The sequence below is a fragment of the Streptomyces saintjeani genome, assembly GCF_055409605.1.
In genome coordinates this window covers 8,292,295-8,318,428 of record NZ_CP189624.1, presented here as the reverse complement: position 1 = coordinate 8,318,428, position 26,134 = coordinate 8,292,295, and the positions used below count along the sequence as shown (strand labels likewise).

At 73.5% G+C, this 26,134-nt stretch carries 19 protein-coding genes; 7 read left to right on the top strand and 12 right to left on the bottom strand.

Annotated features, from left to right (window positions below):
• Positions 1-4: 4 nt before the first annotated feature.
• From ACQCO7_RS37130 to ACQCO7_RS37115, 4 genes are all read right to left on the bottom strand, one after another.
• Complete coding sequence (locus tag ACQCO7_RS37130; protein ID WP_464075924.1) at positions 5-2,170, bottom strand: ATP-binding protein; 2,166 nt, start codon at positions 2,168-2,170, stop codon at positions 5-7.
• A gap of 188 nt (positions 2,171-2,358) precedes the next feature.
• Positions 2,359-3,039 (bottom strand): response regulator transcription factor, encoded by a 681-nt coding sequence (locus ACQCO7_RS37125; protein WP_464075923.1) that lies wholly within the window; start codon positions 3,037-3,039, stop codon positions 2,359-2,361.
• Complete coding sequence (locus ACQCO7_RS37120) at positions 3,036-4,205, bottom strand: sensor histidine kinase (protein ID WP_464075922.1); 1,170 nt, start codon at positions 4,203-4,205, stop codon at positions 3,036-3,038. Before ACQCO7_RS37120 ends, ACQCO7_RS37125 begins: the two co-directional genes overlap by 4 nt.
• A 217-nt stretch (positions 4,206-4,422) precedes the next feature.
• Complete coding sequence (locus ACQCO7_RS37115; RefSeq protein WP_464075921.1) at positions 4,423-6,618, bottom strand: MMPL family transporter; 2,196 nt, start codon at positions 6,616-6,618, stop codon at positions 4,423-4,425.
• A gap of 191 nt (positions 6,619-6,809) precedes the next feature.
• On the opposite strand from ACQCO7_RS37115, the gene ACQCO7_RS37110 reads away from it, so the two are divergent.
• Positions 6,810-7,691, top strand: a complete 882-nt coding sequence (locus tag ACQCO7_RS37110) for a helix-turn-helix domain-containing protein (protein WP_464075920.1) — start codon at positions 6,810-6,812, stop codon at positions 7,689-7,691.
• A 169-nt stretch (positions 7,692-7,860) separates the two neighbouring features.
• A complete protein-coding gene (locus ACQCO7_RS37105) occupies positions 7,861-8,127 on the top strand; it encodes a GlsB/YeaQ/YmgE family stress response membrane protein (protein WP_464075919.1) in 267 nt (88 codons plus the stop codon).
• Positions 8,128-8,193: 66 nt separating this feature from the next.
• Here the strand turns inward: ACQCO7_RS37105 and ACQCO7_RS37100 are convergent, their stop codons facing one another.
• Entirely contained in the window at positions 8,194-8,778 is a 585-nt protein-coding gene (locus ACQCO7_RS37100; RefSeq protein ID WP_464075918.1) for a TerD family protein, read from the bottom strand.
• Positions 8,779-8,953: 175 nt separating this feature from the next.
• On the opposite strand from ACQCO7_RS37100, the gene ACQCO7_RS37095 reads away from it, so the two are divergent.
• From ACQCO7_RS37095 to ACQCO7_RS37080, 4 genes are read left to right on the top strand one after another with little or no spacing between them, the layout of a single operon-like run.
• The gene (locus ACQCO7_RS37095; protein ID WP_464075917.1) at positions 8,954-10,156 is read left to right on the top strand and encodes a hypothetical protein; all 1,203 of its coding nucleotides are present in this window, start codon (positions 8,954-8,956) and stop codon (positions 10,154-10,156) included.
• The gene (locus ACQCO7_RS37090; RefSeq protein WP_464075916.1) at positions 10,149-12,317 is read left to right on the top strand and encodes a VMAP-C domain-containing protein; all 2,169 of its coding nucleotides are present in this window, start codon (positions 10,149-10,151) and stop codon (positions 12,315-12,317) included. The genes ACQCO7_RS37095 and ACQCO7_RS37090 overlap by 8 nt, the downstream gene beginning before the upstream one ends.
• Positions 12,314-13,315 (top strand): AAA family ATPase, encoded by a 1,002-nt coding sequence (locus ACQCO7_RS37085; RefSeq protein WP_464075915.1) that lies wholly within the window; start codon positions 12,314-12,316, stop codon positions 13,313-13,315. Before ACQCO7_RS37090 ends, ACQCO7_RS37085 begins: the two co-directional genes overlap by 4 nt.
• Entirely contained in the window at positions 13,312-15,771 is a 2,460-nt protein-coding gene (locus ACQCO7_RS37080) for a TIR-like protein FxsC (RefSeq protein WP_464075914.1), read from the top strand. The genes ACQCO7_RS37085 and ACQCO7_RS37080 overlap by 4 nt, the downstream gene beginning before the upstream one ends.
• Positions 15,772-15,936: 165 nt before the next feature.
• On the opposite strand, the gene ACQCO7_RS37075 is transcribed toward ACQCO7_RS37080, so the two are convergent.
• Genes ACQCO7_RS37075 through ACQCO7_RS37065 form a run of 3 tightly spaced genes read right to left on the bottom strand, consistent with a single transcriptional unit; the run spans position 15,937 to position 18,608 of the window.
• Complete coding sequence (locus ACQCO7_RS37075) at positions 15,937-16,944, bottom strand: zinc-dependent alcohol dehydrogenase (RefSeq protein WP_464075913.1); 1,008 nt, start codon at positions 16,942-16,944, stop codon at positions 15,937-15,939.
• On the bottom strand, positions 16,944-17,804 hold the full coding sequence (locus tag ACQCO7_RS37070) for a fumarylacetoacetate hydrolase family protein (RefSeq protein ID WP_464075912.1): 861 nt from the start codon (positions 17,802-17,804) through the stop codon (positions 16,944-16,946). Before ACQCO7_RS37070 ends, ACQCO7_RS37075 begins: the two co-directional genes overlap by 1 nt.
• A 21-nt stretch (positions 17,805-17,825) precedes the next feature.
• Entirely contained in the window at positions 17,826-18,608 is a 783-nt protein-coding gene (locus ACQCO7_RS37065) for an IclR family transcriptional regulator (RefSeq protein ID WP_464075911.1), read from the bottom strand.
• A 47-nt stretch (positions 18,609-18,655) separates the two neighbouring features.
• Here ACQCO7_RS37065 and ACQCO7_RS37060 point away from each other — a divergent pair, with 47 nt between their 5' ends.
• The gene (locus ACQCO7_RS37060; protein ID WP_464075910.1) at positions 18,656-20,371 is read left to right on the top strand and encodes an IlvD/Edd family dehydratase; all 1,716 of its coding nucleotides are present in this window, start codon (positions 18,656-18,658) and stop codon (positions 20,369-20,371) included.
• Between the two features lie 330 nt (positions 20,372-20,701).
• On the opposite strand, the gene ACQCO7_RS37055 is transcribed toward ACQCO7_RS37060, so the two are convergent.
• The 4 genes from ACQCO7_RS37055 to glgC all read right to left on the bottom strand — a co-directional run bounded on the left by ACQCO7_RS37055 (position 20,702) and on the right by glgC (position 26,104).
• Complete coding sequence (locus tag ACQCO7_RS37055) at positions 20,702-21,448, bottom strand: peptidoglycan recognition protein family protein (RefSeq protein ID WP_464075909.1); 747 nt, start codon at positions 21,446-21,448, stop codon at positions 20,702-20,704.
• Between the two features lie 152 nt (positions 21,449-21,600).
• On the bottom strand, positions 21,601-23,079 hold the full coding sequence (locus tag ACQCO7_RS37050; RefSeq protein ID WP_464075908.1) for an SDR family NAD(P)-dependent oxidoreductase: 1,479 nt from the start codon (positions 23,077-23,079) through the stop codon (positions 21,601-21,603).
• 63 nt (positions 23,080-23,142) lie between these two features.
• On the bottom strand, positions 23,143-24,747 hold the full coding sequence (locus ACQCO7_RS37045; RefSeq protein WP_464075907.1) for a wax ester/triacylglycerol synthase domain-containing protein: 1,605 nt from the start codon (positions 24,745-24,747) through the stop codon (positions 23,143-23,145).
• A gap of 136 nt (positions 24,748-24,883) precedes the next feature.
• Positions 24,884-26,104, bottom strand: a complete 1,221-nt coding sequence (gene glgC, locus ACQCO7_RS37040) for a glucose-1-phosphate adenylyltransferase (protein ID WP_409118945.1) — start codon at positions 26,102-26,104, stop codon at positions 24,884-24,886.
• Positions 26,105-26,134 lie beyond the last annotated feature (30 nt).

Below are 26,134 nucleotides of genomic sequence, written 5' to 3'. Positions count from 1 at the left end.
CGCGTCAGTTCGCAGGCGAGGACGTGTTCACCGCCCCCGGGACCGGCGCCTCCCGTACCCCCTCCGCCCCCGCCGGCACGAAGGCCCTGATCCCGCCGTCGCCCACCCGTCCGCACTCCACGTCCGCGATCAGGCGCAGGAGAGCCGCGGTGCCCTGGGGGGCGTCGATGTGGGTGTCGATCGTGGACAGGGCCCGGCGGGCGCGGTGCCAGGCCCGGGCGGGGTGGGTGGGGTGGTCGGTGACCGCCAGGGCGTAGCGGGAGAGGAGGGTGGACCAGGAGTCGGCGCCGGGGGTGCACAGGGCGCGGTGGGCGGTGCGGCGGGCCGCGCGGGGGGAGCGGTACGACTGGACGATCGCCAGGGCCGCGAGGCTGACCGGCCCGGCGGGGCCGCCGGGTGCGCCCGGCGGGATCAGGTCGGCGGCCTGCGCGAAGCAGGACTCGGCGACGCCGAGGGAGCCGTCCCGCCAGGCCAGTACGCCTTCGACGTGGGCGATCCGGCCGACCGTCGCGTCGTCGCCCGCGAGCACCGCGCCGGTCCAGGCGCGGCCGAGGAGTTCGCGGGCCGCCTCGGGGTCGGCGGTGCCGAGCCACGCCGTGAGCCACAGGGCGCGCGGGAGCAGCGGGCCGCCGGGGTCGGCCAGCGGCAGCAGCCGGCGCAGGTGGGCGCGGCCCTGCGCCGCGTGGCCGTGGACGGCCCACCAGAACCAGAGGTCGACGACGGTCTCCAGCGCGGCCTCGACGTGCCCGGGGCGGGCGTGCGCGTGCCGGACGAGGGCGGTGAGGTCGTCGTACTCCTCGCGGACGAGCCGGACCGCCTGGCGCTGCTGGCCGTTGGTCCAGAGGTTCTCCGCGACGGCCGCGACGCGACGGTAGTGCAGGGCGTGCCGTTCGTACGCGACCGCCGACTCGCCGGCCTCGCGCAGGCGTTCCGCGCCGAAGTCCCGGGCCGCGCGGGTCATCCGGTAGCGGGAGAGGCGTACGCCGCCGGGCTCCCCGAGGGTCTCCAGTACGCCCGATGCCGCCAACTGAGCGAGCAGGCCCGGGACTTGGTGCGGTTCCACGCCGGCGCCGGAGCACACGAAGACCGCCGTCGCCTCCGTGAACGAGCCCGTGAAGACGCTCGCGCGGGCCCAGACCACCCTCGACTCCCGTTCGCACAGGCGGTATCCGGCGCCGACCGCGTCCCGCAGGGAACGGTGTCTGCGGGGGCCCGGGTGGGGGCCGGTGAGCCAGCACTGGTCGCGTTCCAGGCGTGCGGCGAGGTCGGTGGCCGAGTGGCGGGTGAGCTGGCTCGCCGCGAGTTCGATGGCCAGGGGGACGCCTTCGAGGAGCCGGCAGATCCGCTGCGCCACCGCCAGGTCGTCGCTGCCCAGTTCACGTCCGGTCGCGGTGCGGGCGCGGTCGAGGAACAGCTCCACGGCCGGGCCGCGCAGGCCCAGCGCGCCGAGTTTCAGGACGTGCTCCTCGCCCAGGCCGAGGGCTTTGCGCGCGGTGACGAGGACCCTGAGGGTCGGTACGTCCATCAGGAGGCGCTGTACGAGGCCGACGCACTCGGTGTGGACGGGGTCCACGCCGTCGAGGACCAGGAGGGGGTGGGGGGCGGCGAGGGCGCGGAGGGCGGCCACGGGGTCGGGGCGGGTGGTCGCGTGAGCCGGTGAGCGCTCCGGCGTGCGCGCGGAGCGGGGGGCGGTGGGGGTGTCCGCCGCGCGGGACCGCGGGTGACCGACCGGGCTACCGGACCGTACGACCGCGCGCCGCCCGGCCGCGTCCGCGGAAGCCTCGTCCAGCACGCAGCACTCCGGCCCTCCGGCCCTGGCTTCCCGCAGCGGATGAGCCGCCTCCACACCCGCCTCGTCCAGCACACACCCCTCCGGTCCCCCCGCTCTCGCCTCCCCCACCGCCCGCGCCACCCGTTCCGCCAGCCTCCCCTCCCCGCTCTCCCCCACCCACACCACGGCCCCCGGCCCCGCCGCCGCCCGCGCCAGCCTGCTCTTCCCCATCCCCGCCGCACCCGTCACCGTCACCAGGCGGCGCGCCGCGAGTGCCGCACGCAGGTCCGCCAGTTCGGATGCGCGGCCGAGCATGCCTCCGTCGACCGTTCGTCCGCGCCGGGGCGCGGGCAGGGTCCCGAGGGTGTCGGCACATGTCCACACGTTGTAACTCTCCATACCGTGACCTGCGTGTTCGCGAGCGGGACGGCAGCGGACCGGGGGTCGGGAGCCGATCGGCGGCCCGGTTGCAGAACCGTCACTGCACTGTCGTCACGGACCCCAACGCGGCACCCTTGCGCCGGGTGGCGCCGCCACGGGTGGGATCACCCGTGCGGATGGACGGGGGAACAGGCGAACGGACCCGGTCACCTCCCCGGCGGCTTCGCCTCCACCAGCCCCGACTGGTAGGCGATGACGACCAGTTGGGCCCGGTCCCGGGCGTGCAGCTTCGTCATCGCCCGCTGGATGTGGCTGCGGACGGTCAGGTGGCTCAGCACCAGCTGCTCGGCGATCTCCGCGTTGGACTTCCCGAGCGCCGCGAGCGACATGACCTCGCGTTCGCGGTCGGTCAGCGTGGTGAGGAGAGCCGGAGGGGCCAGGGCCTGCGCCGGGTCCGGGGTCGTGAGGAAGCGGGTGATCAGGGTGCGGGTCGCGGCGGGCGACAGCAGGGACTCGCCCGCCGCGACCGTACGGATGCCGGAGAGGAGGACGTCCGCGCCGACGTCCTTGCCCAGGAAGCCCCCCGCGCCCGCGCGCAGGGCCCGGGCCACGTTCTCGTCGTCCTCGAACGTCGTGAGGATCAGGACGTGGGTCGAGGCGAGGGAGGCGTCCGCGCAGATCTCCGCCGTGGCCGCGAGACCGTCCGTACCCGGCATCCGGATGTCCATGACGACGACGTCGGGGGCGTGTTCGCGGGTGAGGTCGACGGCCTCGCGGCCGTCCGCCGCCTCGGCGACGACGGTCATGCCGGGGTCGGAGTCGACGAGGATGCGGAAGGTGGCGCGCAGGAGCGCCTGGTCGTCGGCGAGCAGGACGCGCGTGGTCATGGGCCGTCGCCTCCGTCGGGGTCGCGGTGGTGCAGGGGCAGGGTGCAGGCGGCTTCGAACCCGCCGTCGGGCCGCCGTCCGGCGTGGAAGGTGCCGCCGACGGAGAGGGCGCGTTCGCGCATGCCGATGAGGCCGTAGCCGTGTCCGCCGCGAGGCCGTACGGCGCCGGGGGCGTTGCGCACGGTCAGGGTCACGTACCGGTCGGTGTACGCGAGCCGTACCTCCGCCTCGGGAACGGCCGCGTGCTTCGTGACGTTGGTGAGGGCCTCCTGCGCGATGCGGTACGCGGTGAGGTCGACGGCGGGCGACAGGTCCCGCGCGGTGCCGTCGACGACGACACTCACCGTCACGCCCGCCGCCGCGCAGGACGCGGTCAGCTCGGGCAGGCGGGCGAGACCCGGTGCCGGTGCGAGGTTCTCGCCGTCGGAGGTCTGGCGCAGGACGCTGACGGTCGCCTTCAGCTCGCGCAGCGCGGAGGCCGTCGTGCCGGACAGCTCGTCGAGGATCGCGAACGCCTGCTCGGGGTTGCTGCGCTTGAGGTGCGCGGCAGTGCCGGCCTGCGCGTTCGCGAGGGCGAGGTGGTGGGCGACGACGTCGTGGAGTTCGCGCGCGATACGCATCCGCTCCTCGATGACCCGCCGGTGGGCCTCCTCCTCGCGCGCGCGTACGGTCTGTTCGGCGCGGGAGGCGGCCAGCGCGCGGCGAACCTGTACGTAGCTGCCGAACGCGACCGGCAGCAGCGCCCAGGCGACGGGGTTGACGACGGTGAGGAAGAACTCGTGGTCGCGCAGGGTCAGCGCGATGCCGCTGGCGGCCATGCCGAGCCCGGAGATCAGGATGGCGGTCCGCCGGACCCTGAGGTCCTCGCGGACGCCGACGGAGTACAGCGCGACCGTCATCGGGGCCGTCAGCAGCGGGGTGACCAGCATGCCCAGGAGGCCCTGGCACATCGCGCACGCCGTGGTGAGCGTGACGACCGCGAGGGGCCGTTGGTGGCGCCAGGGCAGGGCGACCCCCGCGACGGTCGCGAGCACGGCGGCCGGGAAGAGGTGCCCCTCACCGAACCGCCACCCGGTGCTCAGCGCGCTCCCGCCGACGCCGAGGGCGACAGTGGTCACCATCAGCCAGACGTCGGCGGCGGGTGCGTGGAGGCGCCGGGTGTTCACGAGGGTTCTCCGGAGGAAGAGGGCTGGGGGGCGGGGGGAATCATGCTGTCAGACGGAGCGGCCGGGGACGGTACGGGACTCGGCCCGACGGCTCGCGAGGCGCGGCCCCGCAAGACTCGGCGCCCTCGGCCCCGTAGAGCTCGGCGCTCCCGAATCGCGTACGGCTCGGGAACCCCGGCGCCGTACGCGATTCGGGGCCCCCGTACCGCCCCGCTCCTCAGACCCGTACGGTCTCCGCCTCCCGTACCTCCTCCGGCTCCCCGGCCCGCAGCCCCGTCCCCTCGACGTCCACCCGGGGCAGCACCCGCGCGAGCCATCCGGGCAGCCACCACGCCTTGTCCCCGACGAGCGCCAGGACCGCCGGGACCAGCGCCATGCGGACCACGAACGCGTCGAAGAGGACGGCGATCGCGAGGCCGAAGCCGATCGTCTTGATCATGGACTCGCCCGCCCCGATGAAGCCGGAGAAGACGGCGATCATGATGACGGCGGCGGCGACCACGACGCGCGCGCTGTGCCGGAAGCCGCTGACGACGGCGTTCGGCGCGGACTCGCCGTGGGTGTACGCCTCGCGCATCCGGGCGACGAGGAACACCTCGTAGTCCATCGCGAGGCCGAAGACGATGCCGACGAGGAAGATCGGCATCAGGCTCATGATCGGCCCGGTCTGCTCGACGCCGATGAGGGAGGCGCCCCAGCCCCACTGGAAGACGGCGACGACCGCGCCGAGCGAGGCGAGCACGGACAGCAGGAACCCGAACGCGGCCTTCACGGGGACGAGCAGGGACCGGAACACGAGCAGCAGCAGGATCAGCGCGAGCCCGACGATCACCACGAGGTAGGGCACCAGCGCGTCCTGGAGGGCCTGCGCGACGTCGATGTTCATGGCCGTGGTGCCGGTGACCTCGAAGGTCGCCCCGGTCTCCCGCTCGACCGCCGCGCGCTCGCCCCGGATGTGCTGGACGAGGTCCTTGGTGGATTCGTCGTTGGGCCCGGTGGACGGCACGGCGGAGAACAGGGCCGTGTCACCGGCCTGGTTGAAGCGCGGCTCGGTGACGGAGACGACGCCCTTCGTGTCCTTGATCCTCGCGGCGATCCCGGCGGCGGCCCCCTTCGCGTCGCTCGCGCCCTTCGCGTCGACGACGACGGTCAGCGGCCCGTTGAACCCGGGCCCGAACCCCCGCGCGAGGTCGTCGTAGGCACGCCGCTCGGTCGTCGAGGTCGGCTTCGCCTCATCGCCCGGCATGCCGAGTTCGAGGTGCGCGGCGGGGATCGCGATGACCCCGAGCCCGGCGACGCAGGCGAGCAGCACGGGCACCGGCCGCCGCAGCACGAACCGCGCCCAGCGCGAGCCGCCGTTCTCCTCATCGGCGCGACGGTCCTTGTTGCGGCGGACCTTCCGGGACAGCGCAGCGTTGGGCCACATGCCGAGCAGGGCCGGCACGAGCGTGAGGGCGACCAGCACGCCCACGACGACCGCGCCCGCCGCGCACAGCCCCATCTTGGTCAGCATCGGCACGCCGACGACGGAGAGCCCGGCGAGCGCGATGACGACGGTCAGCCCGGCGAAGACGACGGCGCTGCCGGCCGTACCGACGGCGATCCCGGCGGCCTCGGCGGGTTCGCGTCCGGCCGCGCGCTCCTCGCGGTAGCGGGAGACGACGAACAGCGCGTAGTCGATGCCGACGGCGAGGCCGAGCATCGTGGCGAGGGTGCCGGTGGTCGCGGTGAGCCCGAAGAGGCTGCCGACCGCCATGATCGCGGCCATGCTGACGCCGACCCCGACCATCGCGGTGAGCAGCGGCAGTCCGGCCGCCGCGAGGGAGCCGAAGGTGATGAGCAGGACGACGGCGGCGAGCGCGACGCCGATCACCTCGGAGGAGCCCCCGGCGGCGGGCTGGGAGCCGAGCGCGTTGCCGCCGGCCTCGACGGTCAGCCCGGAGTCCCTGGCCCGGTCGATGACCTTCTCCAGGGCGGACTTGTCGGCGTCGGTGAGGTCGTCGGCCTTCACCTTGTAGGTGACCTGCGCGTACGCGGTCGTCGCGTCCTTGCTGACGGCTCCGGCGGCGAAGGGGCCGACGGCCTGCTCGACCTTGGAGCCGTCTCCGGCCTCCCGTACGAGCTGGTCGATGGCGGCCTTGTTGCCGCCGTCGGTGACCTTCTCGCCCTTGGGCGCGACGAACACGATGCGGGCGTTCGCGCCGTTGGAGTCGCGGCCCGGGAAGCGCTGGCCGATCAGGTCGAACGCCTTCTGCGCCTCGATACCGGGCATGAACGAGGTGCCGTTGTCCTCGGCGGCGGGCGCGCTCACGGCTCCCGCGCCGAGCCCGCCGAGCAGGGCGACCCAGAGCAGCACCACCAGCCAGCGTCGTCGGAAGGCCGTGCGGCCCATGCGGTAGAGAAAGGTAGCCACGGAAAGGGTCTCTCCAGGTCAAGGTGCGGGGACCTTGACAGGTTCGCCCCCGGCACCCGGTCCGGGCATCGTGCCTCTACTGGCAGTCGGAGCTGGTGCGACGGCACCAGGCGGGGCGGTGCGGCTCCTCCTCAGGTATGACATCCGGGTTCCGGACCGGCGTCATAATCTCGGTGAGCCGGGTGGTTCCCGTGGTCGGAATCGGACAGGAACAGGGCAGGACAGTGGAAGCGATCCCCGGGTTCGGGTTCAACCCGCCGCTCGCGCCGGTTCCCGGCTTCGAGATCGCCGGTCTTGGCGCGGTGCGGGAGCGGACGGCCGGCCGTGTCCTGGAGCGGGTGCACCGGGTCGGCTTCCACACGGTCACGCTGGTCACGGCGGGGACCGGGGAGCACGCGGTGGACTTCGTGACGTACGCCTGCCGGCCGGGGACGCTGCTGTGGATCCGGCCGGGGCAGGTGCAGCGCTTCGGGGCGGGCGGCGCGCTCGACGGCGTCCACCTGATGTTCACGGCGGAGTTCCCGCCCGCCGTCGCGGGGGTGGAGCGGCTGGTGCGCGAGTGGCGCGGGCCGGTCTGCCGGCAGCTCGGTACGGGGCGGGAGTACGCGGCCCTCTCGACGCTGCTGGCCCAGCTGCGGGCCGAGTCCACGCGGCCGGGCCGGGTGTCGCCGGAGATTCTCCGGCTCCTGCTCGCCGCGCTGCTGTTGCAGGTGGACCGGCTGCCGGGGGACGGCGGCGAGGAGGCCGCCGGGAGCGAGGTGTACGTACGGCTGCGGGCCGAGCTGGAGGTGTCGTACGCGGTGACGCGGCGGGCCGAGGACTACGCGCGGCGCCTCGGATACACCGTCAAGACGCTGACGCGGGCGTGCCTCGCGGCGACCGGGGTGCCGGTGAAGCAGGTCATCGACGGGCGGGTGGCGCTGGAGGCGCGGCGGCTGCTGGCGCACACGGACGAGCCGGTGTCGGTGGTGGCGCGGCGGCTGGGCTTCTCGGAGGCGACGAACTTCGGGAAGTTCTTCGCGCGGCAGGCGGGGGTGACGCCGGGGGAGTTCCGGCGCGCGCATCAGGGGTGACGGGTTCCGGGCTCGCTTATGTCCTGATCTTGCGACAGAACCTCGACGGGGCGGCACCAGGGGGCGGGAAACCCTGGTCAGGCCGTCCGCGTTATTCATAGGATTGCGCAAGTACGCAAACCTTGAACGCCGGCGGCGTGACCGCTCGCCGCCCCCTACGGAGGTCAACGTGGGCATCATCAGCTGGGTCATCCTGGGCCTGTTCGCCGGAGCGATCGCCAAGATCCTGCTGCCCGGCCGTGACCCGGGCGGCCTGATCGGCACCACCCTGATCGGGATCGCGGGTGCCTTCATCGGCGGCTGGCTGTCCTCGAAGTTCCTGGACCGCCCGGTCGTGAAGGACTTCTTCGACCTCTACACGTGGGGCGCGGCGATAGCCGGTTCACTGGTCCTGCTCGTCGGCTACCGCCTGCTGTTCGGCAATTCCCGGGACTGACGCCGGAGAACGGCACCCCGGCCCCGCGAGCCCGGTTTCCGGCGGGCTCGCGGGGCCCCGTACGTCTCACAAGTGCGCGGAGACCGCCGGCAGCAGATCCTGGAACGTCCGCCCCGTGGCCGGTTCCCCGATCGCCTCGACCTGCCAGCCCCCGCCGGTCCGCCGCAGCTTGGCCATGATCTGCGCGGTGTACGCGCCGCCCCCGCTGAGCGTGTACCGCGCCAGTTCCTTCCCGGTGACCTCGTCGACGACGCGGCAGAACGCGTTCTCGACCTCGGCGAAGGTCTGCCCGGTGAACGAGTTGACGGTGAACACGATCTGGTCGACGTGCCCCGGCACACGCCCGAGGTCCACGAGCACGACCTCGTCGTCCCCGCCGGCCCCGCTCCCCCCGGTGAGGTTGTCACCGAGGTGCCGTACGGACCCGTCGTCGCTGACGAGGTGCTGGAAGAAGACGACGTCCACGAGCCGGCCGTCGGCGAAGAGCAGCGCGGACGCGTCGAGGTCGATCTCCCTGGGCCCGGCGAGCTTCGCCAGGAACCCCTTGCGCTGGGCGGCCTGCCACCCCAGCCCCATCCGGACGGACGTCAGCGCACCGCCGTCCGACTTGTTCAGGCTGATCCGCTGACCCTTCGTCATGTCGACGGACATGGGTCACCTCGCTCTCTCGTCGCGGGCCCGGGCGGACCCCGGCAAACCCGAGGTAAAATCTACAGCACTGTAGAAATCGATCTGGAGGCGTACCCCGCACGAAACCGCACAAACAAGGCCCGCCCCCGCCCCGCCTCTGCCACACTGACCCCGGAATTCGGCGGCGGGGGGCGCGATGACGAGCGTTGTTCTGGTCCACGGCACAGGCGTACGCGAGGACGGGTACGCCTCCCTGTTCACCCTGGTCTCCCGTCACCTCGCCGAGCTGGACCGCGACTTGACCCCCGTCCCCTGCTTCTGGGGCGAGGAGCACGGCGCCCGCCTCCACCTGGACGGCGCCTCACTGCCGACCCGCCCGCGCGAGGACATCCGGCTGGCGTCCTGGGGCCTCCTGGACGCCGACCCGCTGGCCGAACTCCGGCTGCTGGCGGAGGAGGACGAGCGCGGCACCGGCGCGTACGTACCGCCGCGCGACCTCACCCCCGTGGAGGAACTCGCCCCGCTGCTGGCGGACCTGGCCGAGGACCCCGCCGTACGGCAGGCGGCGCAGACGCACGGCCTCCTCCCCGAGGACATCGCCGGGGCGGCCCGCGAGGTCGGCGAGGCGTTGACGGCCCTGCTGCCGGACACGACCGCCCAGGTCACGACCGTCCGTCAGGTCACCGCGCGGGCCGTGGTCGCCTCGGCGCTGGCCTCGGCGGACCTGCGCTGGGACGCGGCGGGCGCGAGTCTCGACGGGCGCGGTGTGGAGGAGCTGCTCGGCGTGGTGCTGCGGGCGCTGGGGGAACCGGGCGCGGCGCTGGGCGTCGTGTCGGACGTGACGCGCCCGGTGTGGCTGCCGTTCTGGCGGGGTACGGAGTGGGCCGCGTCGTGGCGGGTGCGCAGGAGCCGGACGAAGCTGAGCGCGCAGGCGGCGCCGCCGATCGGGGACGTCCTGCGCTACCAGGCGCGGGGCGCGGGGCTGCGCCGGCACATCCGGGACGTCGTGGAAGCCGCGCCACCGCCCGTCGTCCTCCTCGCGCACAGCCTCGGCGGCGTCGCCTGCGTGGACCTGCTGGCCACGGAGGACCTCCGGGACAAGGTCCGCGCGCTGGTGACGGTCGGCTCGCAGGCGCCGTTCCTGTACGAGCTGGACGCCCTGCACTCGCTGCCGGTCGGCGCCCCGCTGCCCGCGACGTTCCCCCGGCACTGGATCAACGTGTACGACCCGCGCGACCCGCTGGCCCACGTCGCCGCCCCGGTGTTCGGCGCGGACCGGGTCACGGACGTCGCCGTCGACACCCGCCGCCCGCTGCTGCGCGCGCACTCGGCGTACTGGGACCACGCCCCGCTGTACCGCGCGCTGGAGCGGGAGCTGTTCGGGGACGCCGATGGCTGACCCGCGCCGTACGCACGCCCTGATCGTCGCCGTGGAGGCATACAAGGACCCCGACTGGAACGTCCAGGGCCCCTGCGCGGACGCGTCCGCCTTCATGTCCTGGCTCGTGCACGGCTGCGGAGTGCCCGCCGGGAACATCACCGTCTTCGCCTCCCCCCTCGACCCCACCCGACTGGCCGGCACCGACTGGCGCGAGGTGTCCTACCCCGCGATCACCCAGCACTTCCTCGAAGGCATGGCGGACCTGGAGGCCGACCTCCTGTGGGTGTTCTGGTCGGGTCACGGCCTGATCGACGGCAGCGGCAGCCACGTACTCCTCCTCGCCGACAGCACCCCGACGACGAAGCACGTCGTGGACGTGGACGCGTTGCAGCTCGCGCTCCAGTCCACCCGGGTCGGGGCCCGCCAGGGGCGCGGTGTGCCGAAGGTCGCGGTCGCCCTGAACGCGTGTCAGAACCAGCCTCGCGGGGGCGAGTTGCACATGGTCGACGTGGCGACCAACGGTCCCCGTGTCACCGAGCGCGGCCTGTTCGTCCTGCACGCGTGCAGCACCGGCCAGCGGGCGCGGGTCGCCCCGGCGGAGAGCTGGGGGCCCGGCGAGGCGGCGAGCCTGTTCTCGCGTACGCTGCTGCGTTTCCTGGACGACGGTTCGCACGACGTGCTGCCCGACCTGCACCGGGTCAGCGACCAGGTGGACGCCGAGTTCGCCGTGCTGCGCGAGAAGCGGCTGACCGCGCAGAAGCCGAGCCTGTCGCGCCGTAACTGGGACGGGCGTACGGCCGTGTCGGGCGAGTTCCTGGTGCCACCGACGGCCGAGGAGGTGGCGTTGGCGGGGCTGCTGGACGCGGTGCTGCCGGACGGGGCGGCGCGGGCTCGGTGCGCGCGGCTGCTCGCGGAGCGGGCGCCGGTGGTGGTGCCGGTGAGCGACGGGGCCGGGGAGCCGACGGCGCGGCAGATCGTGACGGCCGCCGCCCGCACCCCGCACGGCGTGCCCACGCTCGTCGACCTGCTGCCCGGCGATCTGCGCGCGGCGGGCCGGGACCTGCGGCCCAACGAGTTCCTCACGCACGAGGAGCACGCCCGCCTGACCGCGCTCCTGGCCGCCGTGCCGGACGTGCGGGCGACGGCGCTGTACGACCGGCGGCTGCGCCACCACGTGACGGCGACGGACGGCACGGACGCGCTGCTGCGTTCCCTGGAGGCGGCCGGCTGCGGCAAGGACATCGCGCTGCCGCCCCTGCTGCGGTTCACCTCGCTGGTGGCGGCGGAGGCGGAGGCGCGGACCGGGGACGGCGCGGGCCTGATCCGGTGGGGCGCGGACGTGGCGCGGCGCACCGGGCACGCGGGGGCGCTCAGGGCGCGGGTGACGGCGGCCGGTCAGGAGGCCGTACGGCGGCGGGGCGGCAAGGCGTGGCTGCTGGTCCTGCTCGACGTGGACGACCCGGAGGCGGCGGCCGGCGAGGGCCGCTACACGCCGGCCGCCTGGCTGGTGGACCCGGCCGAGCAGCGCCCGCAGCGGCTGCCGGGGGCGCGGCCGGCGAACTGGCGGCGCACCCAGCTGACGCTCGCCGAGCTGATCGAGCCGCTCCTCGGCGCACGGCACGAGCTCGGGGTCGAGTTCTTCCTGCCGCACGGCCAGCTGGAGCTCCAGGTCGAGCGGATACCGGTCCGGCACCGGGGCGTCGACAACACGGCGCTCGGGCAGGTCGCCACCGTCGTCGTGCGGTGCGTGGGGCGGCGTACGCCGTGGGAGCGGCGGTGGCTGGCCTGCGGGCACGACGCAGCGGCGGGCGACCACCACTGGCTGCGGCGGGACGCCGGGGACCTGGCGGGGCTGCGGTCCGCGCTGGCCGCCGCCCCCGACGTGGGGTGTGTCGAACTCTCCGGTGACTGCCGGGAGTTCACACCGGCGCTGGCGTACTGCGCGGAGGCCGGGGTGCCGGTGATGACCTGGCACCGGCGCGTCGACGGCGTACGGCAGGGCGGCGACCTGACCGACCTGCGGACCGGCGTCCCGCCGAGGCTGCTGCCCGAGGAGGTCCGCGACCTGCGCGGCGACCGGGACGGGTCCGCGCCCGGACTGGTGCTGCTGTGGGACGACCCCGGCCGGCTGCCGCCCCGGCCACGCCCGCGCGTTCCCGGAAGGACACCACGCCCGTGACCAGCGCCGACTCCCCCGGCGGGCTGTTCCGCCACCCGCACGACAGCCTGCCCGTGCCGCTGCCGCCCGGCCCGCCCTGGCGCCGCTTCGGCGAACAGCGCCCCGCCCGCCCGGCGTACGTGATCCGCCCGGAGGACGCCGCCGTCGTGGACGCCGCCCTGCACCTGCGGCGCCCGCTGCTGGTCACCGGCTTCCCCGGGGTCGGCAAGTCGTCGCTGGCGCACGCCATCGCCGACGACCTCGGCCTCGGCGAGGTCCTGCACTGGGCCGTCAACTCCCGCTCGATGCTCACCGACGCGCTCTACCGGTACGACGCGGTGGCCCGCCTGCGCGACGCGACGGCCGACCCGTCCCGTATGCCGCCGGTGGAGCGGTACGTCGCGCTCGGGCCGCTCGGCACCGCGCTCGCCTCCGCACCGGGCGCCCCGCGTGTCCTGCTGGTCGACGAGCTGGACAAGGGGGACATCGACCTGCCGAACGACCTGCTGACGGTGTTCGAGGAGGGCGCGTTCGAGATCCCGGAGCTGAGCCGCAGCTCCGAGGCGACCGGCGACCGGGAGGCGCAGGTCACGCTGACCCGGCCGGTCCCCTACCGGGCTCCCCTCGACGGGGAGCCCGCGCCGAAGGCGGCCGTCGTCGACGGGTGGGTGTACTGCCAGGAGTTCCCGGTCGTCGTCATCACCAGCAACGGCGAGCGCGACTTCCCGCCCGCGTTCCTGCGCCGCTGCGTCCGCCTCGACCTGCGCGACCCCGACCCCGACCACCTCAAGGACGTCGTACGGGCCCAGTTCGGGGCCGAGTTCACCGGGGCCGACGCGCAGACGGTGGCCGCCGTGGAGGAGATGATCGCCGAGTTCGACGACGCGGGGCGCGGCGGGCGGCTCGCCACGGACCAGCTCCTCAACGCGATCCACCTGCGGCTGAACACCGTCTCCCTCGAACCGCACGTCCTGCGGGCCGTGCTGCGCCCCCTCGACGGCACGGACCCCGTCCCGTGATCGACCTCCTGCACGCGGCCCTCGCCGCCGCCGGGTACGACGCGACGCCGGAGGAACTCGCCGACATCCTGTGGCTCGCGGCCCGTCCGCGTACGCCGGTCCAGCGGGCGGGGGCTTCGCAGGACGCGGCGGTGCCTGCGGGGGGTGCGCGTGCGCCGGGGCGGGAGCGGGGCGGGCGGGGGCCCGGCGACCCGGGGTCCGCCGCGGCCCGTCCCCTCTACGCCGCTGCGGACTGGGGGGACGGGGCCGCGACCGCCGTGTCGCCGACCCGGCTGCCCACGCCCCGGGCGCTGCCCGACGCCCGTGCGCTGGCCCGGTCGTTGCGGCCACTGCGGTCCTCCGTACGGTCCCGTACCGCGCTGCGGCTCGATGTCGGGGCCACGGTCGACGCGATCGCCGACGGGTTCCGGGACGTCGTTCTCGCACCCGCGCGGGAGCCGCTGCTCGATCTCACGCTCGTCGTGGACGACGGGGTGTCCATGGCCGTGTGGCACGACGCCGCGCTCGAACTGCACCAGGAGCTGCACCGGTTGCGGGCGTTCCGGCGGATTCGGCTGCTGGGGATGGACACGGACGATCCCGCGGGGCCCCGGGTGACCGCCGAGCCGTACCGGCAGGGGGCTCCGCCCGCGCATCCGGGGCCCGGGGAGCGGACGTTGCTCGTCGTGCTCACCGACGGGGTCGGGTACCAGTGGCAGAGCGGGGCCGTGCAAAGGGTGTTGGCGGGGTGGGCGGTGAAGGGGCCCACCGCTGTGTTTCATGTGCTGCCGGTGGAGACGTGGGCGGGGACCGGGTTGCCCACGGTCCGGCTGATGGCGTCGGCCGCGCGGCCCGCCGCCGCCAATCACCAGCTCCGGTTGCGGCATCCGAAGGTGGGGCGGGGAGCGTTGGCCGTGCCGGTGCCTCCCGTGCCGGTGGTGGATGTCATGCGGGGTACTTCTGTACGGGGGTGGGCACGGTTGGTGGGGGCGCCGGTGGGGGAAGTGGCGTTGCATTTCTACGATGCGGAGCAGCTGGACGGGGTTCCGGCTTCGCGGGAGGAGTCGTCCGAAGACGCGCTGGAGGACTTTCTCTCCGGCGCCTCCGACGAGGCTCGGCGGCTCGCCGCGCACCTCGCCTGCGCCGGGACCGCTCTGACCGTGCCGTTGATGCGGCTGGTGCAGCGGTCCGCCGTGCCCGAGTCCGGGCCCGAGCACCTCGCCGAGGTGTTCCTCTCGGGGATGCTCGCGCCGTACGCGCCCGTGTTGCCCGACGGGGCCGATCCGTTGCCGCACGAGGCGTTGCCCTGGAACCATCGGGCGTTCGCCTTTCCGCCGGGGATCGCCGAGGAGTTGCGGGAGCTGGTGCGGAGGTCGCAGGAGCGGGCCACCCGGGATCAGGTGACGCGGTATCTGGCGGGGCGGTATCCCTCGGCCGGGGTGGGGGCGGCGCTGGTGTCGGATCCGGCGGGGCCGTTGCGGGCACGGGGGGATCTGCGGCTCGGGAGCGTCGGGGCGCGGTGGACGTCCGGAGGGGTACGCCAGGTGCCGCTCTCCTCGCTGGTGCGGCCACTGGACGTCGTGCTGGACGCGCTGGAGTTGCCCCGGCTGGACTGGGTCGAGGAGGCCGCCGCGCGCCAGGGGGCGACGGGGGTTCGGGTCGCGGCGGAGTTGCTGGTCCAGGCGGGTGAGGTGCGGGGCTCCCGGGACGAACTGTGCGCGGTGCTGCTGCTGTTGGCCAGGGCGCTGGGCCGGCCGGAGCTGGCCCACCACTACCGGCCGGCCCCCAAGTACCTTTCCCCGGAGGCGAGTTCGGCGCGGCCGTACTTCTTCCTGAGCTACGCCCCCGTCCCCCGCAGCGCCTCCGACGCCGGCGAACCGGACCTCTGGGCGCACCGTCTCTTCCGCGACCTGAGCAGCCACATCCTCAGCATGACGGCGCTGCCCGATTCCGCCGGATTCATGGACCGGTCGCTCACCGCCGGGCGGATCTGGAACGACGAACTGGCGCACGCGCTCGGCACCTGCCGGGTGTTCGTACCGCTCCTCTCGCCCCGCTATGTCACCAGCGAGTGGTGCGGCAGGGAGTGGTGGGCTTTCGCACAGCGCACGGCGACCGCACGGCACAAGCAGTACGCCCCGGCGCTCCCGATCGTCCCGATCCTGTGGACACCGATGGAGGAACGCACACTCCCGCGCGTCGTCAGCGAGGTGCAGTACTTCAGCCCCGAACAACCGGAGAGATACCGGCACTACGGCATGTACGGACTCATGAAACTGAGCACCTTCCGCAGCGACTACAACAAGGCCGTGCTACACATCGCCCGGCACATCGTCGAGAGGGCCGAGAACACCTACCTGGACCCCGGGGTCCACACGGACTTCACGAGTCTGCCGAGCGCTTTCGGCCCCCCTGGCAGCCGCAGGGCGGGCGACACGGAGGACCCCCCGAGCACCGCCCCGGCACCTCACGCCTGAAGAGAGCCGGGCCCGCCTCAGCCACCGCGTGTCGTCGGGCCGTGCCGAAGCGGGCGCCCCGAAGCAGATCTCGACGCGAGTCACCCGCAGACGGAGGGGCCGGCGTCGGCTGCGAAGAACCTGCACAGCGCGGCGGCAGCGCTGTGCGGGGGCGGGCCGGTCGGGCTAACGCGCCGGATCCACCAGCACCTTGGGCCCAGGGCCGCTCTCCACGGGGCGCTTGCCCCCGAGGACGGCCCCCACCTGATCGAGGCCCACGGTCGCGGCGACGAGCGGCCGTGGGTCCACAACTCCCTCCGCGTAGGCCCGAATCGCCGGGTCGAGCCCCGGTGACGCGGACAGGATCCCGGTCACCGTGACGTCCTTGAGGACGAGGGTCCGCGTGTCGATCAGGCTGGGTTCCCGGGCCAGCCCGATGTACACGAGCCTCCCGGACGGCTCCACCGACTCCAGTGCCCGCGCCGGGAGTTCGGTGGCCGTCGAGGCGTCCACGACGGCGTCGTACGGCAGATCCGGGACGGACTGCCACACATGCGTGAAGCCGAGAGCGCGGGAGAAGGAGAGGGACTCGGGGGTGACGCCCAGGAGGTGGACCTCCGCGCCCTGGGCCCGCAGGAACAGGGCCGTGAGGAGGCCGATCGTGCCCGGCCCGAGGACCAGGACCCGGTCGTCGGCACCCGCGCCGGTCGCGCGGGCGGCCCGCAGCGCGTTGCCGCCGGGCTCGACCAACGCGCCCAGCTCGGCGTCGACTTCGTCCGGCAGGGCGTGCAACGAGCCGGCGGGGACGGCGAGTTGTTCCGCGAGGGCGCCCGCCCGGCCGCCCCGTACGCCGACTTCCTGGCGTCGGTCGCACACGTGCTGGTGGCCGCGCCGGCAGCGGCGGCAGTCTCCGCAGCCGAGCATGGTGTCGCCCATGACGCGGCGGCCGAGCCAGGCGCGGTCGGTGCCGGGGCCGACCGCCGAGACCCGCCCGCACCATTCGTGGCCGGGGCGCAGCGGGTAGGCGGCGTGGCCCTGGTGGAGGTAGGCCATGTGGCCGGTGTAGAACTCGACGTCGGTGCCGCAGACCCCGGCGCGTTCGACGTCGACGACGACTTCGCCGGGTGCCGCCTCGGGCGCGGGGAGGTCGGCGACCTCGTACGCGCCCGGGGCGGTGAGGACGAACGCGCGCATCAGCGGGGCGCGATGACGTGCTGGCGCTGGGTGCCGAGGCCGGTGATGCCGAGCTCCATCGTGTCGCCGGGCTTGAGGTAGACGGGCGGGGTGAGGCCCATGCCGACGCCGGGCGGAGTGCCGGTGTTGATGAGGTCGCCGGGCTCCAGGGTGAGGAACTGGCTGAGGTAGTGGACGATGAAGTACGGGTCGAAGATCATCGTCTTGGTGTTGCCGGTCTGGCGGCGGGTGCCGTTGACGTCGAGCCACATGTCGAGGGCGAGGACGTCGTCGATCTCGTCGGCGGTGGCGAGCCAGGGTCCGGCCGGGTTGAAGGTCTCGGCGGACTTGCCCTTCGCCCACTGGCCGCCGCGCTCCAACTGGAAGGCGCGCTCGCTGACATCGTTGACGACGACGTACCCGGCGATGGCGTCGCGGGCGTCCGCCACCGAGTCGAGGTAGCTGGTGCGCTTGCCGATGACGATGCCCAGCTCCACCTCCCAGTCGGTCTTGGTGGAGCCGCGCGGGATGCGGACGTCGTCGTTCGGGCCGATCAGCGTGTTCGGGGACTTGGTGAAGAGGATCGGCTCGTCGGGGACGGCCATGCCCGACTCGGCGGCGTGGTCACGGTAGTTGAGGCCGATGCAGAGGATCTGGTGCGGGCGGGCGATGGGGGCGCCGATGCGCTCCCCGGCGAAGCGGGAGACCCGGCCGGCCGCGGCGCGCTCGGCGACCACGGGGCGGATACGGTCGATTCCGCCGCCGCCGAAGAAGCCTTCGCCGAAGTCGGTGACGAGGTCGGCGAGTTCGACGTACGTGTCGTCGTCGATCCGCGCGACGGGCTTCTCCGCGCCGGGGGCGCCAATTCGCATGAGGTGCATGGGGGTTCGTCTCCTGAGAGGTCAACTCGGCAGCAGGGCACGGATGTCGTCGAGGGCGTCGATCATCGCCGCGAGGGGCGAGCGGTAGGCGAGCGCGCTGACGCTGACCGCGCCCGAGGGGGTGGACGGCGAGGTCAGGTACACGGGGAGGGCGAGGCAGTGGATGCCGGTCTCGTTCTCCTGGTCGTCGAGGCCGTAGCCGCGCTGCCGGGTCACGGCCAGTTCGGCGTACAGCTCTTCCGCCGTACAGCGGGTCCGGGGGGTGCGGCGTTCCAGCGTGCGATCGCCGATCCACGCCTCGACGGCCGCGAGCGTGGTCAACTCCCTTGCCAGCAGCAGCTTTCCGACGGCCGTGGTGTGGGCGGGGTTGCGTCCGCCGATCGTGGAGGTGAGGCGGACCGCGCCGGACGGGGGGTCGACCTTGGCGCGGTAGACGACCTCGTGGCCGTCGAGGACGGCGTAGTGCGCGGTCTCGCCGAAGCGGTGGGCGAGCGCTTCGAGGACCGGGCGGACGCGGACGTGGTCGGGGCGGGCCTCGTGGTGCGCGAACGCCATGCGCAGGAACTCGTCGCCGAGCACGTACCGGCCGGGGGCGTCCTGGTCGGCGAGGCCCGCGCGGCGCAGGGCGCTCAGGGCGCGGTGCACGGTCGGCTTCGGGCTGCCGATCACGCGCGTCAGCTCGTCCAGGCCGACGCCGCCCGGGTGGCGGGCGAGTTCCTTGAGGACCGCGAGCACCCGGTCCGCCCCCACGAGCCGGTCGGCTCCGGGGTCTGTCGGTCCGTCGTACGTCTGCGTATGCTCCATGGCGTTCCAAAGGTTAGACCTGCGTGTCGGTTATTGGAAGGCGCTTCATGGTGACGCTCCGCAGCGCTCAGTGGTACGAGGGCCAGGACCGCAACGCGTACATCCACCGGGCGTGGATGCGCCGGGGAGTCCCGGACGACGCGTTCACGGGCCGCCCGCAGATCGCCATCGCCAACACGGCGTCCGATCTCACGCCGTGCAACGCGCACCTCGACGAGGTCGCCGCGTCCGTCCGCAACGGCGTCTACGAGGCCGGGGGCGTCCCGCTGGACCTGCCCGTCGTGTCGCTCGGCGAGACGCAGGTCCGCCCGACCGCGATGCTGTGGCGGAACATGGCCGCGATGGCCACCGAGGAGATGCTGCGCGCCAACCCCATCGACGGCGTGGTCCTGTTGGGGGGCTGCGACAAGACGATCCCCTCACTCCTCATGGCAGCGGCCTCCGTCGACCTCCCCGCGGTCGTCGTCCCCGGCGGTCCCATGCTCAACGGCACTTTCCAGGGCGCCCTGTTGGGCTGCGGCACCGGCGTGTGGAAACTCTCCGAGGAGGTCCGCGCCGGGACCCTCTCGCAGGCCGACTTCACCCGCTCCGAGTCGGCGATGATCCGCAGCAAGGGCCACTGCAACACGATGGGTACGGCGTCCACGATGGCGCTGGTCGCCGAGGCGCTCGGGACCGTCGTACCCGGCGTCGCGGGCACTCCGGCGCCGGACAGCCGTCTCCTCCAAGCGGCCCACGGGACGGGGAAGTTGGCGGTGGAGATGGTCGCCGCCGACCGGCGTCCCGGGACCTTCCTGACGAAGGCGAGCTTCCACAACGCGATCGTCGCCCTCGCGGCGATCGGCGGCTCCACCAACGCGGTCGTCCATCTTCTCGCCGTCGCCGGGAGGTTGGGGATCGACCTGACCCTCGACGACTTCGACCGCATCGGCTCCCGTGTCCCCGTTCTGGTCGATCTCCAGCCCGCCGGGCGGTACTTGATGGAGGACTTCCACCGGGCGGGTGGCCTGTCGGCGGTCCTGCGCGAGGTGCGGGACCTGCTCGACCCGACGGCGCTGACGGTCACCGGCGCCCCTCTGGTGTCGTACCTGTCCGACGCGGCGATCTGGGACGCCGAGGTCATCCGCTCTCGCGCGAAACCCCTGGTGGCCGAGGGTGGCATCGCCGTCCTGCGCGGCAACCTGGCTCCCGACGGCGCCTTGCTGAAACCGGCCGCGGCCTCCCCCCACCTCCTCCGGCACCGGGGCCGGGCCGTGGTCTTCGACTCCGTCGAGGACTTCCACGCCCGCATCGACGACCCCGACCTGGACGTGGACGCCGACTCGGTCCTCGTCCTGCGCGGCTGCGGCCCGAAGGGCTACCCGGGCATGCCGGAGGTGGCGAACATGCCCCTCCCGAAGAAGCTGTTGGCGCAAGGTATCCGCGACATGGTCCGCATCTGCGACGGCCGCATGAGCGGCACGGCGTACGGCACGGTGGTCCTGCACGTCGCCCCCGAAGCGGCGGCGGGCGGCCCGCTGGCCCTGGTCCGCACGGGCGACATCATCCAACTCGACGTCCCCGCACGCCGCATCGACATCGACGTCCCCGAGACGGAACTCTCCCGCCGGAAACCCCCCACCTCCACCACAGCGGCCTACGCGAGCCCCCGCCGAGGCTGGGAACGCCTCTACATCGACCACGTCCTCCAGGCGGACACCGGCGCGGACCTCGACTTCCTGGTGGGATCGAGCGGAAGCGAGGTGAGCCGGGAGTCGCACTGAACGGCACTCAGTCCGAGCCACCGATCCCGGCCCAGCTCAGGAGGGCGACGGTCGCGTGGGGCGGTCCAGGTAGACGGGGGTTTCCAGGATGAGGCCGATGCAGTAGAGGTTCTGGGGGGACAGGGCCAGGGGGAGTCCACGAATTCACCGTGGACGCCCTCCGTCCGCGCGGCTGCGGCGGTCGCCTCGTCGATCGTCCCGCAGGGCGTCCACGGTGGTGTGGAGCCGGGAAGTCGTGCTGGTCGTCACCCTGGTGTCCGTTCGGGTCGACGCGGCCGGATCTCATCGCACGGACGGCAACTCCCTTGAGCTCCTGGGGACTCCAGGCCCTCAGCCGTCGAGCAGCGCGGCGACCTCTCGGCGGATCGCCGGGAGATCCGCGTGCACCGTGCCGGGGCAGAGGGTGGCCGCCCAGTCCTTGTGGCCGCTGATCGTGGGGACGGTTCGGGTGGCTCCGCTGATCGGGTTGCGGTAGAGGACGGTGGCGAGGGGGTCGAGCGTGTGGCGTGTGGCCAGGTCCGCGAGGAGGCGGATCAGGGTTGCCCGGGCCGCCGGTGATGCCGGGGTCGAGGTCAGGGTGCCGAGCAGGGCGATGCCCGCGTTGCCCGAGTTGTAGCCGCCTATGTGGGCCGCGGTCACCAGGCGGCCCGTGGCGTCGTGGGCCGGGGCGCCGTCCGTGCCGGACCAACGGCCTTCGTGGACACGGCCGTTCTCGTCGATCAGGTAGTGGTAGCCGATGTCGCCGAAGTCCTTGCCGGTGGCGTCGTTGCGGTAGATGGCACAGACCCGGGCCGCCGGATCTGGGTCGGTGCTGCCGTCGGCGGTGTGGTGGATGCTGACCGTCTGGAGGGGGTAGTACTCCGGCGGCCACTTCTCGGTGCCGTCGGCGGCGAACCGGAGTGATTCGTCGGCGCCCCAGTCGGCGCGGGTCAGCAAGGTGTAGCCCGGCGCGGCTGCGGCGAACGCCGGTCGAGCGGTCAGTACGCCTACGGCGGCGGCGCCGAGCGCCCCCAGGAGCACGCTGCGGCGCCCCGGCAGAAAGGCCCCACCGGAAGCGGAGAGTTCCGAACGTCCCATGACCCGGTCCTGTCCTGTCGTCGTGACACGAGGAAGGGTGTCGCTGTGGTGCGACATCCCCACCTTCCCCGCACCCCCGAACTCACCGCCACGACATTCGAACCTGGCCTGAAAACGCTGGTCAGCTCCCTACCTCTCGGAGAAACCCGCCCCTACCACTTCCCGGGCGCGTAGTCCTTGAGGAACACCCCGTACACGTCCTCCCCCGCCTCCCCGCGCACGACCGGGTCGTACACCCGTGCCGCCCCGTCGACGAGGTCGAGCGGCGCGTGGAACCCGGCCTCGGCGAGGCGCAGTTTGTCGTAGTGGGGCCGCTCGTCGGTGATCCAGCCGGTGTCGACGGACGTCATGAGGATGCCGTCGGTCTGGAACATCTCGTCCGCGCTGGTCCGGGTGACCATGTTCATCGCGGCCTTGGCGGCGTTGGTGTTGGGGTGCCCGGCGCCCTTGTAGCCCCGGCCGAACACGCCTTCCATGGCGGAGACGTTGACGACGTAGGCGCGCTTGCTGACCGCCTTGCGCGCGGCGTCGGCCATGATCGGCCGCAGCGCGCTGATGAGGATGAACGGCGCGGTGTAGTTGCAGAGTTGGGTTTCGAGCAGCTCGACCGGCGAGATCTGCTCGATGGACTGGACCCAGGTGTTCGTGTCGACGACGTCGGGGACGAGCCCGCCCGCGTCGATGGCGGTCCCGTCGAGGTGCCGCTCGACGCTCGCGTTCCCGGCGACGAGGGCGAGGTCGGCGACCTTCTGCGCGTCGATCCCGGACGACCCGAGCGGCAGCGCGGCGATCCCGTCGACCGCGCCGGACCCGAACGCGCCGATGACGTGGTGCGCGGGCAGTTCCCCGGCGGGCAGCGGCGCGGACTCGCCGTCGACGAGGGCGGCGTACGCGGACGGCAGGCGCCGTACCGTCTGGGTCGCGTTGTTGATGAGGATGTCGAGCGGCCCGGCCTCGGTCATCCGCTCGCCGAGGGCGACGACCTGGGCGGGGTCGCGCAGGTCGATGCCGACGACTTCGAGGCGGTGGATCCAGTCGGCGGAGTCGTCCATCGCCTTGAAGCGGCGGATGGCGTCCTTGGGGAAGCGGGTGGTGATCGTGGTGTGCGCGCCGTCGCGCAGCAGGCGCAGCGCGATGTACATGCCGATCTTGGCCCGGCCGCCGGTGAGCAGCGCGCGCTTGCCGGTGAGGTCGGCGCGGACGTCCCGCTTCTCGCGGTTGAGGGCCGCGCAGTCCGGACAGAGCTGGTGGTAGAAGTAGTCGACCTCGACGTACCGAGTCTTGCAGGTGTAGCAGGAGCGCGGGCGCTGGAGGACTCCGGCGATCTTCCCGGCCTCGGTGACCGAGGACGGCAGGATGCCTTCCGTCTCGTCGTCGATGCGCTGGGCGGAGCCGGTCGCGGTGGCCTCGGTGACCGACTTGTCGTGCGCGGTCTTCGCGGCGCGGCGCTCCTGCCTGCGGCGCTGCTTGACCGTGCGGTAGATGCCGGCGGTGGCGCGGCGCACGGCGATGGCGTCGGGGTGGTCCACGTCGAGCTTGTCCAGCTCGTCCAGCACGCTCAGGCAGACGGCAAGCCGCTCGGGGTCGATCCCGGGGCCGTACACGGCCTCGCCGTCCTCTGTCACCGTCATCGCGCTGTGTTCCTCGACTCGCCGTGCGGCGCGCCGGTCGCGTCCGCTTTCGAACGGATGATTTTACGGAGCGCCGGGCCCGTCCTCCAAACCCGTGGCGGTCGCCGTGACCAGCGTCTCCACCTCGGCGGTCACGGCTGCCGCGAGCCGGTCGAGATCGGGGACGGCCGCGCCGTCCGCGACGAGCCCCACGTGCACGCGTCCGCGATAGCTGGACAGCGCGACGGCGAGCGCCTGTCCGCGCGCGAGGGGCGCGTACGGATACACCTCGACGACGGGGTGCCCGCCGAGCCTCAGCGCCACGCCGGGCAGCGGCACGCTGGTCACGAGCACGTCGAACCACCACCGCGCGGCCTGCCCGGCGAGCGGCCCTCCGAGCCGGTGCCCGAGCGCGGGCACATGATCGGCGAGCAGCGCGACGGCTCCCGCGCCCCGGCCGGGTCCGGCGTCCTTGTTGCGGTCCATCGCGGTCCGTACGGCGGCGAGGCGCGCGAGCGGCTCCGCCTGGTCGACGGGGAGCCGCACGAGGTACCCGGAGAGCCGGTTCCCCCGCGGATGAGCGGTACGGGGACGGCGCTGCGACACCGGCACGAGCGCCCGGGGCACCACCCCCGTGCTCCCGTCCCCGCGTTCGTCGAGCCACCGCCGCAGCGCCCCCGCGACGACCCCGATCAGTACGTCGTTGACGGTCCCCCCGACGGCTTTGCGCACCCGGTGCACGTCGTCGACGTCGATGACGACCCCGGCGGTACGGCGCGTCCCGGTGGGCTCGGAGGTGAGCGCCGGGGTGGAGCGGACGGCGAGCCCGGACACGGCGACGGAGGCGCCGATGTCGAGGGCGCGTCCGGTGCCGGAGAGGGCGCCCTGGACACGGCCGGGGAGCGCGGCGGCCCCGGCGAGGGCGTCGGCGAGCGGCTCGGCGACGGCGTCGAGGAGGGGAGCGGTCCGGCGGGCTGTGCCCGAGAGAGCGGCGGCGAAGGGGGCGGCGGCGTGCCGGGCGGCGACGGACAGGGCGCCCAGCAGCGATGCGGCGCCCCTCCGGGCCGGCCCGGAGGGGGCGTCGGCCGACGGGGCGGACGGCTGTGCCGCACCGCTCAGCGCATCGCGCACCGGCCCCGGCAGCGCCGCCCGCACCATCCCCGCCAGCCGCCGTACGCCCGTCGCCTCCTCCTCGTCCCGCCTCCGCCTGCGGGGCTCAGGACCCTCCATCGGGTCCAGCACCGCCGCCGCCAGCGTCAGGGCGCGCAGGCCGTCCGCCAGGGCGTGGTGGAACTTGAAGAGGACCGCGAAGGTCACGCCGTCCTCGCCCGGCAGGACGTGGGCCTCCCACGGGGGCCGGGTCCGGTCGAGGGGGCGTTGCATGAGGCGGCCCGCCTCGGTCTGGAAGTCGGGGGTGGGGGCGTGCAGGACGACGTGGTGGAGGGGGTCGAAGCCGGGGGCGGGTTCGCGGACGGCGGCGCCGAAGGCGAGGGGGTGCCAGGTGTCGCGGATGCGCATGCGCAGGCCCGGGACTCCGGCGGCGCGGGCCGCGAGGAGGTCGGCCGCGTGGGCGCCCGCGGTGGGCGAGTGCGCGGAGAAGACGCCGAGGGCGCCGAGGTGCATGGGGTGCTCGGCGGTCTCCAGGTTCCAGAACGCCAGATCGAGGGGTGCGAGCAGGTCGGCAGTCAAGGGCTTGCCTCGCGTCGGCGACGGGTGGAGCAGCAGTCAAACCCGTTCGACCGATTACGGTCAAGTACGATCAAGCTACGCTCAGTTAACAACGGATTAAGTCGCCGCTGCCGTCACTCCCGCCGCACCCCGCCCCTCAGCTCACGATCTGGCCCTTCCCCAGCGCGATCACCCCGCCCTTGGACACCGTGTACAGCTCCCCGTCCCGCTCCGGGTTCACCCCGATCGTCGCCCCCGGCGGAACCTCGACGTTCTTGTCCAGCACGGCCCCCCGCACCACGGCCCCCCGCCCGATCCGGACGTTGTCGTGCAGCACCGCCCCCTGCACCACCGCCCCGGGGTCCACCACGACCCCCGGCGACAGCACGGACCGCGTGACCTGCCCCCGTATCAGGCATCCGGCGCTGATGATCGACTCGCTGGCCATGCCGCCCGCGTTGAAGCGCGCCGGGGAGAGCTGGTTGGCGTGGGTGTAGATGGGCCAGCTCCGGTTGAAGAGGTTGAACGCGGGCCGCTCGGCGATGAGGTCCATGTGCGCGTCGTAGTACGCGTCGAGCGACCCGACGTCCCGCCAGTACCCCCGGTCCCGGCTGGTCTCGCCCGGCACGTGGTTCTGGCTGAAGTCGTACAGGTACGCCTCCCCGCGCGCGGTGAGCTGGGGAAGGATCGAACCCCCCATGTCGTGCACGGAGTTCTCGTCCTCGGCGTCGCGCTGGAGCGCCTCGATGAGGGTCTTGGTGGTGAAGATGTAGTTGCCCATGGAGGCGAACACGGTGTCGGGGTCGTCCGCGAGGCCGGGCGGGTCGAGAGGCTTCTCCAGGAACCGCTCGACGACCTGCCCGTCGCTGCCGGGGGTGATGACCCCGAAGGCCGAGGACTCGGTGCGCGGCACGCGGATGCCCGCGACGGTGACGCCCGCGCCGGACTCCATGTGCTGCGCGAGCATCTGCCGGGGGTCCATCCGGTAGACGTGGTCCGCGCCGAACACCGCGACGTACTCGGGCCGTTCGTCGTGGACGAGGTTGAGCGACTGGAGGAGCGCGTCCGCGCTGCCGAGGTACCAGCGCGGCCCGAGCCGCTGCTGCGCGGGGACCGGTGTGACGTAGTTGCCGAGCAGGCTCGACATCCGCCAGGTGGTCGTGATGTGCCGGTCCAGCGAGTGCGACTTGTACTGCGTGAGCACGCAGATGCGCAGGATGTCCGCGTTGACAAGATTCGACAGGACGAAGTCCACCAGTCGGTACGTCCCCCCGAAGGTGACCGCGGGTTTCGCCCGGTCCGCGCTCAGCGGCATCAGCCGTTTGCCCTCACCGCCCGCCAGAACGATCCCGAGCACCGAAGGTCCACCACGACGCATGGCCGCTCCCCTCACCCTATGGTTCCCCTT